The following is a 17,072-nucleotide window of genomic DNA, read 5'->3' as shown; positions in this document are numbered from 1 at the left end:
TCCGGGCGGTGTGATCGGGACGACGAACTTGTTCGCCGAACTTATTAGGTTTGGTTTACCTAATGCGGTACGGTTTCCCGTGGCGAACAGGAGGTGTGCGGCTGTGGGTGACATCAGCGTGGCGGTCGACGGCCTCGATGTCGGATACGGCAAGCGCCGCGTCCTCGCCGACGTGGATCTCACACTCGCGGCGGGCGAGGTCACGGTACTCGTGGGCCCCAACGGCTGTGGCAAGTCGACCCTGTTGCGCACGGTGGCCGGGTTGCTGCCCGCTCTCAGCGGGTCGATCACGGTCGACGGCGCGGCCCTCGGCTCGCTGTCCCGCCGTGCCCTGTCGCAGCGGGTGGCGTTTCTGCCGCAGTCGTCGCAGGTGCCCGCCGGGGTCACGGTCCGCGAACTCGTCCGGCACGGGCGCTACGCCCATCGCGGCGCGTTCGCCCGGCACACGGCCGAGGACGCCGACGCGATCGCGTGGGCCCTGTCGGTGACCGACGCCGAGCCGCTGGCGGGAAAGCGCCTCGACGAGCTCTCGGGCGGGGAGCGCCAGCGCGTGTGGCTGGCCACCGTGCTCGCGCAGCGGGCGAAGATCCTGCTGCTCGACGAGCCGACGACCTACCTGGACCTGCGGCACCAGTTCGAGGTGCTCGACGTGGTGCGCACACTCGCCCGTGACCACGACATCGCCTGCGGGGTCGTGCTGCACGACCTGATGCACGCCGCCGCCTACGGCGACAAGGTCGTGGTCGTCGCCGACGGCCGCGTCCTGCGCTCCGGCCCGCCCGAGGACGTGCTGACCTCCGGCGCCGTCCACCACGCCTTCGGCCTGGACGTCGACGTGCTGCGCGACCCGGAGACGGGGCACCTGACCTGCTTCCCCCGCAGGCGCCCGGCGCGGCGCTGACCGAACGTCCCCACCGATCCCGGCAGAGGAGAGCTCCATGAACAGTCCCGCACGCGCGCTCAAGGCGACCGGCGCCGCCGCCGCGATGGCCCTGGCGTTGGCCGGGTGCGGCGGCGGAGGCACGGTCGCCGATCCCGGAGCCGAGAACACCACCTCGCCGGACGGTGCGATCAGCGTCGCCACCGCCCACGGTCCCGTGGAGTTGAGCGAACCCGCCACCAAGGTCGTGTCCCTCGAATGGGCGTACACGGAGGAGCTGCTGGCGCTGGGTGTGACGCCGGTGGGCGTGGCCGACGGGGAGTCCTACGACAGCTGGGTCACCGCTGACGGAGCGCAGCTGCCCGACGGGGTGACCGAGGTCGGGTCGCGGCAGGAACCGAGCATCGAGAAGATCAAGTCGCTCGATCCCGACCTGATCGTCTCCGACGTCGACCGGCTCAGCGCCAACATCGACCAGCTGCGCGACATCGCCCCGGTGCTGGCCTTCCAGCCGACGGAGTCGCCGCAGCTGGAGACCATGCGGACCAACTTCGGTGAGCTGGCGAAGGCGGTCGGCAAGCAGGACGAGGCCGACGGCGTGCTCGCCGACCTCGACGCGAAGATCGACTCGGTGAGCGAGTCGCTGGCGGAGGCCGAGGCGGAGGGACGCCCCTTCGCGCTCGCCCAGGGCTACACGACGGAGGGCGCACCGGGAATCCGGATGATGACCAGCGAGTCGCTGTCCGCGTCCCTGCTGGAGTCGGCCGGCCTGACCAACGGCTGGCGCGGAGAGCCGGACGACTGGGGTATGACCACCGTGGGAGTGGAGGCGCTGACCCGAGTCGACGAGGACGCCACCTTCCTCTACGTGGCACTCGAGTCGGACGATCCGTTCACCGGTGCGCTCGCCGACAATCCCGTGTGGACGGAACTGCCGTTCGTCGCCGAGGACCGGGTTCGCGCGCTCGACCCGGGCACGTGGCTGTTCGGCGGCCCGCTGTCGGCCATGCAGTTGCTGGACGAGACAGCCCAGGCCCTCGACGCCTGATCGGTCCGGAAAAATCTCGGCGTGCTCAAAGGTGACAGGCGATCCGGGACGCGAGCCTCCGGTGTGCTGCTGGGCGGAGCGACCGCGGTCATGCTGCTTGCGGTCGCGCTCGTCCATCTCGGGCTCGGCGCCTCCGGTGTGGGGCTCGCCGAGCTGGCGGGCGTACTGACCGGTGACGCGGACCCCCGTGTGGAGGCCGTGCTGTGGGGGGCGCGGCTTCCGCGCACGCTGGCGGGTCTCGTCACCGGGATCGCGCTCGGTGTCGCGGGCACCCTCATCCAGGGCGTCACCCGCAACCCGCTCGCCGCGCCCGACACGCTCGGCATCAACGCCGGGGCCTACCTCGCGGTCGTCGCGGTCGCGTTCACCGGGGTCGACCTCGGCCTGCTCACCGGCGGCGGGGTGGCGTTCGCGGGCGGGCTGGCGGCGATGGTGGTGGTCTCCCTGCTCACGGCGGGCGGAGTGCTCACCCCGGGCCGGGTGCTGCTCGCCGGTGCCACGGTGGGCCTCGCCGGGATGGCCATCGCGGAGTTCCTTCAGATCGTCGACGAGAACTCCACGCGCGGCCTGTACTTCTGGGGTCAGGGGTCGCTGTTGCAGACCGGGCTCGACCGCCCGGTCGTGCTCGGCGTCCTGGTGCTCTGCGTGCTGCCGCTGGCGCAACTGCTGTCGCGCCCGATCGATTTGATCTCGCTGGGCGACGAGACGGCGCAGTCACTCGGCGTGCGGGTCGGCCGGACCCGATTCACCGCGCTGGTGCTGGCCGTCGTGCTGTCGGCCGCCGCGGTCACGGTGGCGGGTCCGGTCGCCTTCGTCGGGTTGATCGCCGCCGTCGCCGTGCGGTTGCTGGGCGTCGGCGGACACGCCGCGCGACTGCCCCTGGCCGGGGCGTTCGGTGCCGTGCTGGTGCTCGCGGCCGACGCGGCGGCACAACTCGTGCTGCCGCCCTCGGCCGGCTACGGCGAGCTCCCGGTCGGGGTGGTGACCGCGCTGCTCGGTGGCCCGGTGTTCGTGCTCCTGGCCCGGCGGATCATCACCGGCGACGCCGAGGTCGGAGCGGCCGTGGCCACGTCCCGTCCGCTGGGCCGGCGCGGCTACGCCGCTGCCCTCGCCGTCGGGGTCGCCGCGCTCGTCGCGGCCGTCGTCGTGGGCCTGCGCATCGGCGACGTCGACGTGAGCTGGTCGCAGATCGCGGCCGTGGTGACCGGTGGCGGCGACCAGTTGTCGCAGGACATGCTCGGCTACCGGCTGCCCCGCATTCTCATCGCCGTCGTGGCGGGAGCGTGCCTCGCGGTGGCGGGGGCGGCGGTGCAGGCCGTGGTGCGCAATCCGCTGGCCGAGCCCGGCCTGCTGGGCGTCACGCAGGGTTCCGCCGTGGGTGCGGTGTTCATGATCCTGGTCGTGCCGACCGCGCCCGCCGCCGCGCTGCCGCTGGCCGCCGCCCTCGGTGCGGTGCTCTCGCTCGGGCTGGTGGTGGCGCTCGCCCGCCGGGGGTCCGGACTCGACCCCACCCGGGTCGTGCTGGTCGGACTCGGCTGCGCGTACACCGCAACGGCACTGGTGCATCTGATGGTGGTCGGCGCGCAGATGAACCTCTCCGCCGCGCTGACCTGGCTGTCCGGCAGCACCTACGCGCGAGATCTGTCGGTGCTGGGCTGGCTGGTCGCTCCTGTCGTGGTCGCCGTGCTCCTGGTGGTGGCCGCACGGCCGGTCGACATGCTGGCGCTCGGGGACGACCTGCCCCGCGCATTCGGGCTCCCGCTGGGCCGCACGCGCCTGCTCGTGCTCGGCGGTGCCGCCGTGCTGGCCGCGGGCACGGCGGCCACGGTCGGCACGGTCGGGTTCGTCGGCCTGGTCGCGCCACACCTCGCGCGCCGCATCGTGGGGTCCGCCACGGCGAGGCTGGTGCCGATGACCGCCGTGCTCGGTGCGGTCCTGGTGGTCACCGCCGACGGGCTCGGCCGGGCACTGCTGGCCCCGCTGGAGATCCCGGTCGGTGTGGTCACGGCCCTGGTCGGCGCTCCCTACCTGGTCTGGCTGCTGCGCCGCAGCGCGACGGCGTGACCTGCTCCGTCGTCGCCGAGCGTGATGATCGCAACGTGGAACAACCCGGTCAGCCGCTTGTGAATTAGGCAAGGCTTTCCTAACCTCTGAGCGTTGCCGTTGTCGACGACTCGGAGAAGCCATGCCTGACCTCGCCACGGAACCCCGTGCGGACGTGCCCGACCCCGACTTCGCTTCCGGCGCGCACCCGGTCCCGGACCTGCCCGAGGTCGGTGCGCGGGCCTGGCGGGAGGCCAACCGGCGGCTGCTGGCGAAGGCCCTCGGGGAGTGGACGTTCGAGGACATGCTGGAGGCCGTCGAGACCGAGGACGGCGAATACCGCGTCGAGCTGGACAACGGTGTGCGCTACGGATTCCGCGCGCGTGCCGGGGCGTTCGGCTGGCTGCGCGTGGAGCCCGGTTCGGTGACGAGGACGGCCACCGGGATGCTCGGCGACGAGTCCGCCCGCCCCGCGTGGGACGCGCTGCAGTTCCTGATCGACGCGGCGGGCACTCTCGGAACCGACCCGTCCACCGTGGCGACGTATCTGACCGAGCTCGAAGCCACGCTCGCCGTGGACGCCGCGCGCCTCGCCCGAGGCGGGGAGACGTCGGCGAGCCTGCGCGAGCTGTCCCACGCCGAACTGGACACCCGCATGACCGGGCACACGCTGCTCGTCGCCAACAAGGGCCGCGTCGGCTTCTCGGCGAGCGACACCCGCCGCTACGCACCCGAAGCGCGCACGCCCGTCCGGCTTCAGTGGCTCGCGGTGCATCGCGGGCTCGCCGAGTTCCGCGGGACCTCGGAGCTGTCCGAACACGAGGTGCTGGCCCGCGAACTGCCCGGCGCCGTCCGCGCGGACTGGGCCGATGCCCTGCGGGCCGACGGACTCGATCCCGGCGCGTTCGTCTGGATGCCCGCGCATCCGTGGCAGTGGGACCACGTCGTGCAGGTCCTGCACGCGGCCGACGTCGCCCAGCGGCGCATCGTCCCGCTGGGCGAGAGCCCCGACGAGTATCTGCCGGGCCAGTCGATCCGCACCATGGCCAACATCACCACGCCCGGCCGCTTCGACGTCAAGCTCCCGCTGAAGATTCTCAACACCCTGGTGTGGCGGGGAATCCCGCCGCACTGCACGATGGGCGCTCCGGTGGTCAGCGAGTGGCTGCGCGGCCTGCTGGCCGCCGATCCGGTGCTGACCGAGCACGGGCGCACGGTGTTCCTCGGCGAGGTGGCCTCGGTGACCGTCCGCCACCCCTATCTGTCGCAAGTGGACGAGGTTCCCTACCAGCACCTGGAGACGCTGGGCTGCATTTGGCGCGAGTCCGCGCTCGGCTATGCCGACGAGGCAGAGCGCGTCCGCACCTTCGCGTCCCTGCTCCACGTCGACGACGAGGGCACGGCCTTCGTGGCCGAGCTCGTGCGGGCCTCCGGGCTGCCGGCCGAGGAATGGCTGCACCACTTGTTCGACACGGTCCTGAGTCCCATCCTGCGCGTCCTCTACCGCTACGGCGTGACCTTCAACCCGCACGGCCAGAACACCCTGCTCGGCTTCGACGAGCGCGAGGTGCCCCGGCGGCTCTACCTCAAGGACTTCGTCGACGACGTCTGCGTGTCCGACACCGACGTGGCCGAACGCGGTCCCGAACCCGACGGGCACGACCACGTCCTGCCGCGCAAACCTCCCTTCGTGATCCGCCAGCACGTGCTGGACCAGGTGTTCGTCGGGCACTTCCGCTACCTGGCGCCGTTGTGCTCCGAACAGCTCGGCGTGCCCGAACAGCGGTTCTGGGCCCTGGCGCGCCGGACCGTCCTCGACGTTCAGCGCAGGCATCCCGAGCTGGCCGACCGCTTCGGCGAGTACGACCTGCTCTCACCGGAGATCCCGCGCTACGCGCTCAACCGGGACCGCATCGTCGTCACCCGCTACGGCGACCGCGCGCTGCGGCACGCGCTGCACCCGAACGGCACCCTGCCCAACCCGCTGGCATGACCAGGTGCGGTACCGATCCTGCCCGCCCTCTCCCGGAACGAGGAGAACCTCCCTTGCCCCAGACCGTCGAGACGGCACAGAGCGCGTCGAATGCGACCGGGCACCGTCCCGGTGCGTTTCCTCCCTCGATCCTCGCGGGGGCCGACCCGGGTGCGGCCGAGGTCGTGGCGGCACTGGCCGGAGCGCTGGCCTCGGCCCGCGCCGCCCGGCGCAGCGGCGGGCCCGCGCCCCGGGGAACACCGGCCGAGGTGCTGGCTGAGGCTGCCGGTGCGCTCGGGCCCCCAACGCTTCCCGAGAACGGGATCGGCACGGACGCCGCGTTGCGCAGGCTCGCCACGCTGCTCGCCGAGTTCGGGATCGACCTCTCGCACCCGCATGCGGCGGCGCACCTGCAACCGCCCCCGCTGGCCGTCGCGGTGGCCGCCGACGCACTGGCCAGCGCGGGCAACGCCTCGCTGGACACCTACGACTCGGCTGGTTCGGCGCTGGCGGTCGAGCGCTGGGTGGTGCGGTGCCTGACCAGGCTGGCCGGGCTGGGAACCAGCGCCGACGGCGTGCTCACTCCCGGCGGCTCGCTGTCCAACCTGCTCGGGCTCCTGCTGGCGCGGGACAGCGCCGCCCGCGCGCACGGAGTGGACGTGCGCGACGACGGCGTGGCCGCGTTGCCCTGCCCCGTGGTGCTGTGCTCCGAGCTGGCACATTTCTCGGTCCACCGGGCGTGCGCGGCGCTCGGCCTCGGCGAGCGGGCCGTGCGGCCCGTGGCCGTGGACGCCCACCGCCGCATGCGTCCCGACGCGCTGCACCCCGCGCTGCGCGCCGCGCGGGGTGCGGGCACGCCCGTCGCGATCGTCGCGACCGCGGGCTCCACCGACTTCGGCTCGGTCGACCCGCTCCCGCAGCTCGCGGAGATCGCCGCCGAGCACGGCGTGTGGCTGCACGTGGACGCCGCCTACGGCTTCGGAGCCCTGTTCTCCGACCGGCTGGCCGACCGGCTTGCCGGGATCGAACTCGCCGACTCGATCACCGTCGACCTGCACAAGGTCGGCTGGCAACCGGCCTCGGCCAGCGCGTTGCTGGTGGGTGACGCGGGCGGGTTCCAGCCGCTGGAGCGCACCGTCGGCTATCTCAACCCGGCCGACGACAGCGACGCGGGCTACGACGGCCTCCTGGGGCGCAGCCTCCAGACCACGCGCCGGCCCGACGCGGTGAAGGTCGCGGCGACCCTGCTCGCGCACGGCCGCGGCGGGATCGGCCGCATGGTCGAGGTCTGCCACGACCTCGCCACGCACGCGCAGCGGCGCATCGCGGCCGAGCCCGAGCTGGAACTAGTCGCCGGTGCCGAGCTGACCACCGTGGTGTTCCGGTACCGCGGTGGTGCTGCCGGGGACGTCGGCGAGGACCGGCTCGACCGGATCAACGGCGCGCTGCGGCGCAGGCTGCTCGAATCCGGCGAGGCGCTGATCGGCCGGACCACCGTCCGCGAGCGGGTCTGCCTGAAGTTCACCCTGCTCAACCCCGCGGCCACGCCGCGCGACATCGACGAGCTGATCGACCGGGTGCTGCGCGCGGGACGGCGCGGGACTGGCGAGACCGAGGAGGAGGCGCGATGACCGCGACCGGGACGGGCCGGCGGCGGGAGCCCGCACCGCACGCCGCGCGGGACGGTGATCCGCTGCACGATTCCGACGCGCGGGTCGCCGCGGAGCACGCGCACCTGGAGGCGTTGCTGCGCTGCTGGCTCACCGAGACCGCGTGCCGCATCGAGGCGGGCCCGCTGCGGCTCACCCTGCCCGCCACCGGTCTCACGCTGGTCACCGAGGTGCGGCACTGCTCGCCGACCGGGTGGCACCGGTTCGGGCCGGTGACCGTCGAGGGCCCCGCCGGGCCGCTCGGCGCGCGGGCCGATCCCGTGGTCGCCACCGCCCTGCTGGCCGCCGAGGCGGCGTCCGGGGTCGGTGACCGGCACGGCGGTGTGCCCTCCGGTGAGGTGGCCGACCTGGTCGAGCGCACGGCCGAATCGGTCCGGCGGGTCACCTCGTTCGTGGCCCACCGCCGGGACCATCCCGTCCCACCCGAGGGAGTGGACGGATTTCTGGACGCCGAGCAGGCCCTCGTCCTCGGCCACCTGAACCACCCGGCGCCGAAGAGCCGCGACGGCCTCTCCGATCGGGAGTCCGCGCTCTACTCACCCGAGCGGCGCGGGTCGTTTCGCCTGCACTGGTTCGCCGCCGACCCCACGATCGTGTCCCACGACGCCGTCGTGGGCGCCCCGGCGCTCGGCGGCCGCGACACCGTGCGCCTGCTCGCGGGCCTCGCCGAGGACGGACCCGACGACGGGCGGGTGCTCGTGCCCGCACATCCGTGGCAGGCCCGGGAGCTGCCGAACCGGCCCCGCATCGCCGCGCTCGTCGGGGCGGGCCTGCTGGAACCGCTCGGTCCGCTCGGCCCGGAATGGTGGCCGACCTCCAGCGTGCGCACGCTGTACCGCCCGGACGCCGAGGTGATGCTCAAGCTCTCACTCGGGCTGCGGCTGACGAACTCCAGACGGGAGTCCACCCGCACCGAACTCCGGCGCGGTCTGGAGATCAACCGCTTGCTCGACGCCGGTTACGCCACCGCCACCGCCACCGCGCACCCTGGCTTCACCATCACCACGGACCCGGCCTGGCTGGCCGTGGACGAGCCCGACCGCCCGCAGGGGCCGGACGTGACCGGGCTCGACGTCGCGGTGCGGGAGGTGCCCGAGGGCATCGGCGCCCTGCGCTGCCTGGCCGGGCTGGTCGCGCCGCGACCGGGCGAGGGCCCCAGCAGGCTCGCCGAACTGGTCGCGACCTGGGGCGACGCGCGGCGCTGGGTCGCCGACTACACCGACCGGGTGCTCGTGCCGATGCTCCACCTCTACGCCGCCACCGGGATCGGGCTGGAGGCGCACCAGCAGAACACGCTGGTGCGCCTCGACGACCGGGGCGGGGTCGCCGGGGCGGCGTTCCGGGACAATCAGGGCTACTACCTGGCCGCCTCCCACGAGCCGCGAGTGCGCGCCCTGCTGGGTGGTGAGTCGTCGACGCTGGCGGTCGTGGCCGACGAGATCGTGGACGAGCGGCTGTCGTACTACCTGCTGCGTAATCAGGCGTTCGCGGTGGTGGGCTGCCTCGCCGTGGACGGCCTGGCGAGCGAGCCCGACCTGCTCGGCGTCCTGGCCGACCGGCTGCGCGCGGCGCTGCCCGCGCTGGCCGAGGCCGGACCGGACGGCGACCGGCTGGCCCGCCGCTGGCTGCACGCCCGCTCGCTGCCGTGCAAGGGCAACCTGCTGACCCGCCTGCACGGCATCGACGAGGTGCTCGCGTCGCTGGACGCGCAGTCGGTGTATCTGGACGCGCCCAACCCACTGTGGACGGAGGCCCGATGAGCGCCCACCCCGCGGTCGGGCCGCCGCCCCTGCCCAGGCTGGGCGAGCCCTGGTCGGTGCGCGTCGCGTCGGTCGAGCACGATGCGCCGCTGATCCAGCGCTGGATGACCGAGCCGCACGTCGCGCGGTACTGGAGACAGGACTGGCCGCTGCCGCGCTGGCGCGACGAGATCGCGCGGCAGCGGGCCGGAACGCATTCGCTGCCATGCCTGGTCGCGCTCGACGGTGCCGATCTCGCCTACGTCGAGGTCTACCGGGTGGCACGGGACCGGCTCGCCGACTACGTCACGCACGACGCCCACGACCTCGGCGTCCACCTCGCGATCGGCCAGCAGCGGCGCACCGGGCGCGGACACGGCACGGCGCTGCTGGCCGCGCTCGCGGACGGCCTGCTCGCGGCCGACGCCGCGTGCCGGCGGGTCGTCGCCGAGCCGGACGCGGGCAACGGCGCGTCGCTGACCGCGTTCCGGCGCGCCGGTTTCGTCCCGGGCGAGACGGTCGTCCTGCCGGACAAGACGGCCGTCGTCCTGACCTACGAGCGGAGGAGGCCGTGATGCGCGGCGCACCGGAGACCGAGTACGACGTGGTGGCCGTCGGGTGCGGGCCGTTCAACCTGGGCCTGGCGGCGCTCGCCGACGGGGTGGACGACGTCGACCTCGTGGTGTTCGAGCAGCGGTCGGAGCTGCGCTGGCATCCGGGGGTGATGTTCGACGAGGCGCGGCTCCAGGTGAGCTTCCTCGCCGACCTGGTGACCCTGGTCGAGCCCACCCACCCGCTGTCGTTCCTGTGTTACCTGCGGGACGTGGACCGCATGTATCCGTTCTACGTGCGCGAGCAGTTCCACCCGACCCGGCGGGAGTACGAGGACTACCTGCGCTGGGCGGCGGCGAGACTGGACACCGTCCGGTTCGGGCACCGCGTGTGCTCGGTGTCCTGGGATGACACGCGGCAGCGGTTCCTCGTGCGGGTCGAGTGTTCCGATGGCGGCGTCCACACCGCTGCCGCCCGCAACGTCGTGCTCGGGATCGGCACCGAACCGGCGCTACCGGACGCGCTGGGTGAGCTCCCCGCCGAGCGGGTGCTGCACACCGCCGACTACCTGGACCGCGACGCCGATGTGGCCGAAGCGGGGAGGGTGACGGTGGTGGGCTCCGGTCAGTCGGGCGCGGAGGTCGCGCTCGATCTGCTGCGGCGCAACCGGGCCGGGGGCCCGGCCGTGGACTGGCTGACCCGCACCGAGTCGTTCGCCCCGCTGGACTACACGAAACTGGTGCTGGAGATGACCACTCCGGCCTATGTGGACTACTTTCACGGGCTGCCCGAGCCGGTGCGTGACGAGCTGGTCGCCCGGCAGTGGCGCCACTACAAGGGGATCTCGGCGGAGACGCTGGAGGAGATCCACGACGAGCTGTACCGGCGGGAGCTGGACGACGGCCCCGCTCCGGTCCGGCTGCGCTGCGCGGTGGCGGTCGAGGACGCGGCCGTCGACGACCGCACCGGCGAGGTCGTGCTGACCTGTCACCAGCGGGACACAGCGACCCGGTTCGAGCACCGCACCGACCTGGTCGTCGCGGCCACCGGATACCGGCAGCGCACACCCGGGTTCCTCGCCGGGCTCGAACCGCTCGTGCGCCGGGACCAGCGGGGCCGGTACCGCGTGCGGCGTGATCATTCGGTGGAACTCGACCCCGCCGTCTCCGGCCGGATGTTCGTGTCGAACGCCGACCTGCACAGCCACGGCGTCGCAGCGCCGGACCTCGGCATCGGCGCCTACCGCAACGCCACGGTCCTCAACGCGGTCGCGGGCCGGGAGGTCTTCCGCCTGCCGAAGAACACGGCGTTCACCAGCTTCACCACCCCGGCCCCCGAGGGGTAGGCGCTGACGTCGCCCGATCCGGTGAATGGCGGGCGGCGGGCCCGGAGCGTGGGTGCTCTTAGCTACTGTGCCGCTGGAAGCCATGCTCAAGGCAACCCGAACCGAACTCTGACGGCCCGTTCGGAAGGGCCGGTTGCGGCCACTGCTACCAGCGTCACCCACACGCCGAGGTCAATCGACCACGCCGGTGATCGCTTTCATCACCGCGATCTACAGAGCGCGTCTCACCTCATTAGCGGTACGGATTACTAGACAAGGGGCAAGACCATCGATTGATCAGAGTCGACGACGAGGGGGAACATGGCTGCGATCGACGGGCACTATGCCAGCTGCGAAAAGGCCGAGAGTCGCAGCTGTGCATGCGGCGTTTGCGGAGGTGCTTGGCACGGCTGGACCGGAGCGGTGAGTCTCGCTCGAGACCCTGACCCACAGGGGCGTCGAGATCTTCGAGGAACTGCCGACAGAAGGTGGCGAGCCGCGTTTGAGAAGTGCAAGACAAGGGGAAGAGCCACTTTACCCAAGAAGGCCGCGAGCATGGACTCAGCCGTTGCGGACCTCGTTGACCTGCTCGCCGAAGATGACCAACGGCATCGTGGTGTGGCCTGGAGTCGAGATCGCGATGACCATGAAGGCGTAGCCGGTGCGAATTTCGCTGACGACGAATTTTTCCTCGAGCGTGCACCGGACGGAATCCCCGGCTCATCCGAGAGTCGGAACTCCCACCAGTCTCTGGGAGACTCAGAGTACTCATCGCTTTCTGGCCAGCAACCCGACCGTAGACGTGCGGTCGATGAGCTCCGGAAGGCCATGGGGTCGGGATCGACGCTCGATCAGGTCGAGGCGTTTGGCGTGGCAGCGTTCGAATGCGCGCTCGACGACGTCGCCGATCGGCTCGAGGGCTATGTTCCACGAGAAGTAAAGAAGGCTCTCGCGGACCATTTCTGGTGTGACTTGCTGGCCAACACTGCCGAATATCTGGGGACGCTCAGCAAAGTGTCCACATTGATCCCTGATCGGGTAGCAAAATGGCTATCTGGCCAGATCATCGAATGGCGCCAAAGCAAACACCGACTTGCTCTCGACGACGCCGTAATATGTGCGGCTACAGAGAGTGTGTGCAAGACGATCGTGGATCTCATTAAGACCGTCGATGTTCGACCCGTTCTCTTAGTAGTGCGGATCTTAGCCATACTCGCATGTAAATCTCCCGAACGGCACAAGGCAGTGGCTAAATCCTGTGTGGACCCCGTGTGCAAACATCTGACGTGGGAGACGAAGCGGCGCTTGGCGCTGGTCATCGAACAGGAATGGCTTCCCGTCATCTACGAAGGTAAAGACGAGTTGGGCTGAGCTTCTCCATCGTGCGGTGTCAGTTCGGCGAGCTGGCACGGCAGATCGCGAAGCACCTGCCGTCCTCCTGACCTCACCGCCGCGCCAGGTCGGCGAGGACGGCCTGCGCGGCGCGGCGGCCGGAGACGAGTGCGCCCTGGATCGACGGGGTGTCGCGGTGGTCGCCGCACACGTAACTACCGCGCCGCACGCGCACCGGCCTGCTCAGGGGTGCGTCCGGTCCCAGCACGGGCAGGGCGTGCTCGATGGGGTAGGTGGCGAGCAGGTGCCAGTCCCGGGTCTCGGTGTCGTAGAGCACGGCGAGCCGCTCACGCACCGCTGGTTCGAGGCTGCCCGCGCTGTCGGCGATTCCGGGGACGGACGCCTGGACCAGCGACGTGCCCTGCGGGGCGTAGGTGGGGGCTGCCTGGCTGTTCACCAGGCTGTTGAGCGGCAGGTCGCCGGTGCCGTCCAGCGCGAGCGTCGGCGCGCTCAGCGGCGGCCGCGCCGTCCGGTAGTACCAGGTGGTGACGGCGTGCCAGGCGGGCGGCTCGATGTCCGGGAGCAGCCGGGCGGCGGTGGTGCCGTCGGTGGCGACGACGACCGCGTCGGCGCTGACGGTCTCTCCGCTCGTGAGCCGCACGTCGTGCTCGCCCAGGTCGGCCACCTCCTGTCCGGTCTCGACGGTGCCCGGTGGCAGCCGGTCGGCGAGCAGCTGGGGCAGTGCCTGCATCCCGAGTTCGGGCACCGCCGCTCCGCCGAGGACGAAACTGCGCCAGATCAGGTGGAACAACCGTGCCGAGGTCGCCAGGCCGGGGTCGAGAAACACACCCGCGACGAACGGCCGTAGCAGCGTCTCGACGGTCTCGGTGCTGAACCGCCGACGCAGGTCGTGCCCCACGGTGTGCTCGGGCGCGCGCCGCAGGGCGGACGCGGGCAGTACGGCGTCACGCAGCGCCAGTCGCGCGAGCGCGAGGACGTCGCCCGGATGCTCGCGGACGAACCGCGCCACGTCCCGCACCGCGCGGGGACCGTGCCACGGGCCCGCGAGCAGCCGCATCCCGCCGTCGTCGCGCACCAGCGCCCCGCGCGTGAAGCCGCGCAGGCCGAGCCGGGCAGGCCGCACCAGCCGCCGGAACTCGGGATAGGCGGGCAGCAGCACCTGGAAGCCGCGGTCGAGGCGGAAGCCGTCGACGTGGTCGGTGCGCACCCGCCCACCGGGCGCCTCGGCGCGTTCCAGCACGCGCACGCCGACACCGGTTTCGGCGAGGTGTGTCGCGGCGGCCAGGCCGGCCAGTCCGGCTCCGATGACGATCACCTGCTGGGTCGCGGGCACGGTGGTGGTCCTCTCGTCGGTGCGGTCAGAACCGGCGGCGGCCGCGTTCCTGGTCGAGCAGCTGGTCGAGATCCCGGAGCCGGTTCAGGCCCGCCAGGGGCCGGCGCATGCGGTGGTTGCCCCGCAACCGCTCGGCGTTGCGGTGCAGGAACGCCCAGTAGCCCGCCGTGAACGGGCACGCCCGCTCACCCACGCGCGCCTTGGGGTCGAACGCGCAGGAGGAACAGTGGTCGCTCATCCGGTCGATGTAGGCGCCGCCCGCCGCGTAGGGCTTGGTGGCGACCACGCCGCCGTCGGCGTACTGGCTCATCCCGATCACGTTCGGTGGCATCACCCAGGGGAACCCGTCGACGAACGCCGTCGCGAACCAGTCCGTCAGCTCGCCGGGGTGATAGCCGCGTTGCAGCGCGTGGTTGCCGAGGACCATGAGCCGCTGGATGTGGTGCGCGTAGCCACGGTCGTGGACCCCGCGCAGCGCCGTGCGCAGGCAGTGGGCCTCGACGGCGTCGGCGTCGAGCTCGCGCCACCACCGGGGCAGGCGCCTGCGCGCCGCGAGCCGGTTGTGCCTGAGATAGCGCGGGCCCGGGTGCCAGTACAGGTGCCAGATCCACTCCCGCCAGCCGAGCACCTGGCGCACGAACCCCTCCACCGCGGCGAGTGGCGCGCCGGAGTCGTGGTAGGCACGCTCCGCCTCCGCGACGACCTCCAGCGGGTCGAGCAGGCCGAGATTCAGCGGCACCGACAGCAGCGCGTGCGACATCGCCCAGTCGTCGGCCAGCATGGCGTCCTGGTAGCGGCCGAAGGTGGGCAGCCGGTCCGCCACGAACGTGCGCAGCGCGTGCAGGGCCTCGGTGCGGGTCACCGCGAAGCGGCGGGGCCCGTCCGCGCCGACGGGGTCGATCCGGCCCTCCTCCCGGGCGCGGTCGAGATCCGCGCGCACGGCGTCGTCGAGGTCGTTCTCCACCGGCTGCCACGGCCCCGGCACTCCGAGCGTGGGCGAGTGCGGCGGCGCCGCCCGGTTCTCGCGGTCGAAGTTCCAGCGCCCGCCCACCGGGTCGCGCTCGCCGTCCAGCAGCACCCCGAAGCGCTCGCGCTGGGAGCGGTAGAAGTCCTCCAGCAGGAAGCGCCGTCGGTCCCGCGCCCACGCCGCGAACTCCGGCCTCGGCAGTGCGAAGCCCGCCGTGGGGACGATGTCGGTGACCGTGCCCTCGTCGCGCAGTGCCCGCGCAAGCCGGTCGGCGGCGTGGGAATGGGGTTCGTGCACCACGACCGGCCTCCCGTATCGGCGCAGGCCCTCGCGGTAGGTGTCCGCGCGGATCAGCGTGACCCGGTCGCCGAGCTGTTCGGCCAGCGCCCGCATCGCGGTGAGCACGAGATGCAGCTTCTGCCGGTGGTAGCGCCTGCGGCCCAGCGCGCGGGTGGACTCGATCAGCACGATGTCGCGGTCCGCGTGCTCGCCCGCGTCGTGGAAGTGCGGCCCCAGCTGGTCACCGAGCAGCCACAGCGCGGGGGATGCCATGCCGTGATGGTGCAGCAGGAGTCCTCGGCGCGCAGCGCGTGTGCTGCGCCGACGGCCGCGGCTGCGCATGATGGAAGAAGCGGACGTGTTCACGGGAGTGGGACGGAGCGAGCCGATGACCGACGACACGAGCAGCGGGGTGCCCGCGAGCAGGAGGGCCCGGCCGCACGGACTTCGAGCAGAGGGCAGGGTGGTGGCGACTCACCGGATCGGGTCGTTGCTCGTCGCGGCCGTCATCGCGGTGTTCGGGGTCCTGGGCTTCGTCGGCGGCATCCCGTTCTTCTCGACGAGCGGGCAGCAGCAGGTCGTCGGCCTGTCCTCCAACGGTCTGCTGTCCGTGATCTCGCTGGTCACCGCCGCGGTGCTGGTGTTCGCGGCGATCCGGGGCGGCCTGTTCGCCTCCACCGTCATGATCGTGATCGGCTTCCTGTTCCTGGTCTCCGCGCTGGTGAATCTGGCCGTGCTCAACACCGACCTCAACTTCCTGGCCTTCCGCCTGCCGAACGTCTTCTTCTCCATCGGGGCGGGCCTGGTGCTACTTCTGCTCGGCAGCTACGGCCGGATCACGGGCGCGCTGCCCGAGGACAACCCCTACCGGCCGATGCGCAAGATCCCTGAGGTCCCCGTGGCCGGTGCGGAGAACGAGGCCGAGCGGCGCGCCGCGCGTCAGCTGGCCGCCGCCGAACGTGCGGTGGCGGAGGGCTTCGCCTCCCCCGAACAGCGGGCCGGTGTCGCGCGGGCGCACTCCTTCCGGAGCCAGCATGATCGGCTGCTGGCCTGGCTGCGCCGGAGCTCCACGACCTGAGGGCGCAGGCGCGGTCGAGCCGGACCGCGTAGTCGCCGTCGCGGCTGCGCAGGCGCAGTTGTCCCGGCAGCCGGTTTCACCGCCGGTTGGCATCCTGTTAGGCCGGGTGTGCGGGGTCGTCACCGTGACCGCGCCCAGGAAGGTGTCCATGCCGACGACGTCGTGTCCCGCCTGAGCCAGCGGCAGCCTGCGCGAGCGCCCACCGCTCGCCGGGAGTCCACATGGCAGCCGGGGGCAGACGTACCGTGGCGACATCGGGCGATCAGTTCGTGGGACCGCCGCACATGGGGGCCATTGTTGCCGCGAAGGCCGCCTTCACTGCGTCTGGCGCAGCGAGGGTGGCCTTCGCGGCATCCAGCACTCGACGGAACCGGCCTGCTCGCTCCAACCGAGTACGGAGAACGAGATTCCCCGACGGTAGGCGCTGATTCCGGTGGCCGGATATTCGATGAGGCCAGTGGGCAGGTCGTGCAGATCGAACCAGCCGAGGCCGGAGCACTTGTCCGGCTCGCGGTTCGACGGCTCACCGATCCAGGCGGACGTGGTGAAGAACAGGCCGAGGCGGGGTTCGGGCCCGGACCCGCTGACGTGGACGGTGTGAACGTGGGTGAGGTCGTCAGGGTTGATCAGCACGCCGACCTCTTCTTCGGCCTCGCGTGCGGCGGCGGTGAGCACGTCCTCGCCCGCGTCGAGCTTGCCAGAGGGAAGGTGCCACATCCCGTCGAAGGCTCCACCCCGGCGTTTGGTGAGCAGCACTTCGGTGTCGCGGGTCAGCAGGACATGGACATCGATGAGGTGGCGGTCGGGCACGGTCTGTCCTCGCGTTGGTGGTCT

Annotated in this window: 13 protein-coding genes; 10 read left to right on the top strand and 3 right to left on the bottom strand. The window is 72.0% G+C overall.

What is annotated here, in order from left to right; all coding sequences use genetic code 11:
* Positions 1 to 103: 103 nt before the first annotated feature.
* From FFT09_RS21490 to FFT09_RS21450, 9 genes are all read left to right on the top strand, one after another.
* Positions 104 to 901, top strand: a complete 798-nt coding sequence (locus FFT09_RS21490) for an ABC transporter ATP-binding protein (RefSeq protein WP_081190481.1) — start codon at positions 104 to 106, stop codon at positions 899 to 901.
* A gap of 37 nt (positions 902 to 938) precedes the next feature.
* The gene (locus FFT09_RS21485) at positions 939 to 1,928 is read left to right on the top strand and encodes an ABC transporter substrate-binding protein (RefSeq protein ID WP_138383820.1); all 990 of its coding nucleotides are present in this window, start codon (positions 939 to 941) and stop codon (positions 1,926 to 1,928) included.
* A gap of 90 nt (positions 1,929 to 2,018) precedes the next feature.
* Positions 2,019 to 3,992, top strand: coding sequence for an iron ABC transporter permease (locus tag FFT09_RS21480; RefSeq protein ID WP_138383819.1), 1,974 nt, complete (start codon positions 2,019 to 2,021; stop codon positions 3,990 to 3,992).
* Between the two features lie 121 nt (positions 3,993 to 4,113).
* Complete coding sequence (locus FFT09_RS21475; protein WP_138383818.1) at positions 4,114 to 5,964, top strand: IucA/IucC family protein; 1,851 nt, start codon at positions 4,114 to 4,116, stop codon at positions 5,962 to 5,964.
* Positions 5,965 to 6,017: 53 nt separating this feature from the next.
* Complete coding sequence (locus FFT09_RS21470) at positions 6,018 to 7,574, top strand: pyridoxal phosphate-dependent decarboxylase family protein (protein WP_244231454.1); 1,557 nt, start codon at positions 6,018 to 6,020, stop codon at positions 7,572 to 7,574.
* Positions 7,571 to 9,373: an IucA/IucC family protein gene (locus tag FFT09_RS21465; RefSeq protein ID WP_138383816.1), complete on the top strand. Its 1,803-nt coding sequence runs from the start codon at positions 7,571 to 7,573 to the stop codon at positions 9,371 to 9,373. The genes FFT09_RS21470 and FFT09_RS21465 overlap by 4 nt, the downstream gene beginning before the upstream one ends.
* Positions 9,370 to 9,927, top strand: a complete 558-nt coding sequence (locus FFT09_RS21460) for a GNAT family N-acetyltransferase (protein ID WP_138383815.1) — start codon at positions 9,370 to 9,372, stop codon at positions 9,925 to 9,927. The genes FFT09_RS21465 and FFT09_RS21460 overlap by 4 nt, the downstream gene beginning before the upstream one ends.
* Positions 9,927 to 11,249 carry a lysine N(6)-hydroxylase/L-ornithine N(5)-oxygenase family protein gene (locus FFT09_RS21455; RefSeq protein ID WP_138383814.1) on the top strand — a complete coding sequence of 441 codons (1,323 nt, stop codon included), beginning with the start codon at positions 9,927 to 9,929 and terminating at the stop codon, positions 11,247 to 11,249. The genes FFT09_RS21460 and FFT09_RS21455 overlap by 1 nt, the downstream gene beginning before the upstream one ends.
* Before the next feature lie 534 nt (positions 11,250 to 11,783).
* Complete coding sequence (locus FFT09_RS21450) at positions 11,784 to 12,599, top strand: hypothetical protein (protein WP_138383813.1); 816 nt, start codon at positions 11,784 to 11,786, stop codon at positions 12,597 to 12,599.
* Between the two features lie 73 nt (positions 12,600 to 12,672).
* On the opposite strand, the gene FFT09_RS21445 is transcribed toward FFT09_RS21450, so the two are convergent.
* Both FFT09_RS21445 and FFT09_RS21440 read right to left on the bottom strand, forming a co-directional pair.
* Positions 12,673 to 13,914 carry an NAD(P)/FAD-dependent oxidoreductase gene (locus tag FFT09_RS21445; protein WP_138383812.1) on the bottom strand — a complete coding sequence of 414 codons (1,242 nt, stop codon included), beginning with the start codon at positions 13,912 to 13,914 and terminating at the stop codon, positions 12,673 to 12,675.
* Positions 13,915 to 13,939: 25 nt separating this feature from the next.
* Positions 13,940 to 15,433, bottom strand: coding sequence for a cryptochrome/photolyase family protein (locus FFT09_RS21440; RefSeq protein ID WP_138383811.1), 1,494 nt, complete (start codon positions 15,431 to 15,433; stop codon positions 13,940 to 13,942).
* 115 nt (positions 15,434 to 15,548) lie between these two features.
* On the opposite strand from FFT09_RS21440, the gene FFT09_RS21435 reads away from it, so the two are divergent.
* The gene (locus FFT09_RS21435) at positions 15,549 to 16,238 is read left to right on the top strand and encodes a DUF4383 domain-containing protein (RefSeq protein ID WP_138383810.1); all 690 of its coding nucleotides are present in this window, start codon (positions 15,549 to 15,551) and stop codon (positions 16,236 to 16,238) included.
* Between the two features lie 315 nt (positions 16,239 to 16,553).
* Here FFT09_RS21435 and FFT09_RS21430 read toward each other — a convergent pair whose 3' ends face one another.
* Positions 16,554 to 17,048 (bottom strand): NUDIX hydrolase, encoded by a 495-nt coding sequence (locus FFT09_RS21430; RefSeq protein WP_138383809.1) that lies wholly within the window; start codon positions 17,046 to 17,048, stop codon positions 16,554 to 16,556.
* Between the last annotated feature and the right edge of the window lie 24 nt (positions 17,049 to 17,072).

Origin of the sequence: Saccharomonospora piscinae (assembly GCF_005862235.1) — a bacterium.
In the GTDB taxonomy this organism is placed as follows: Bacteria; Actinomycetota; Actinomycetes; order Mycobacteriales; family Pseudonocardiaceae; genus Saccharomonospora; species Saccharomonospora piscinae.
This window is presented reverse-complemented; position numbering and strand designations above follow the sequence as displayed.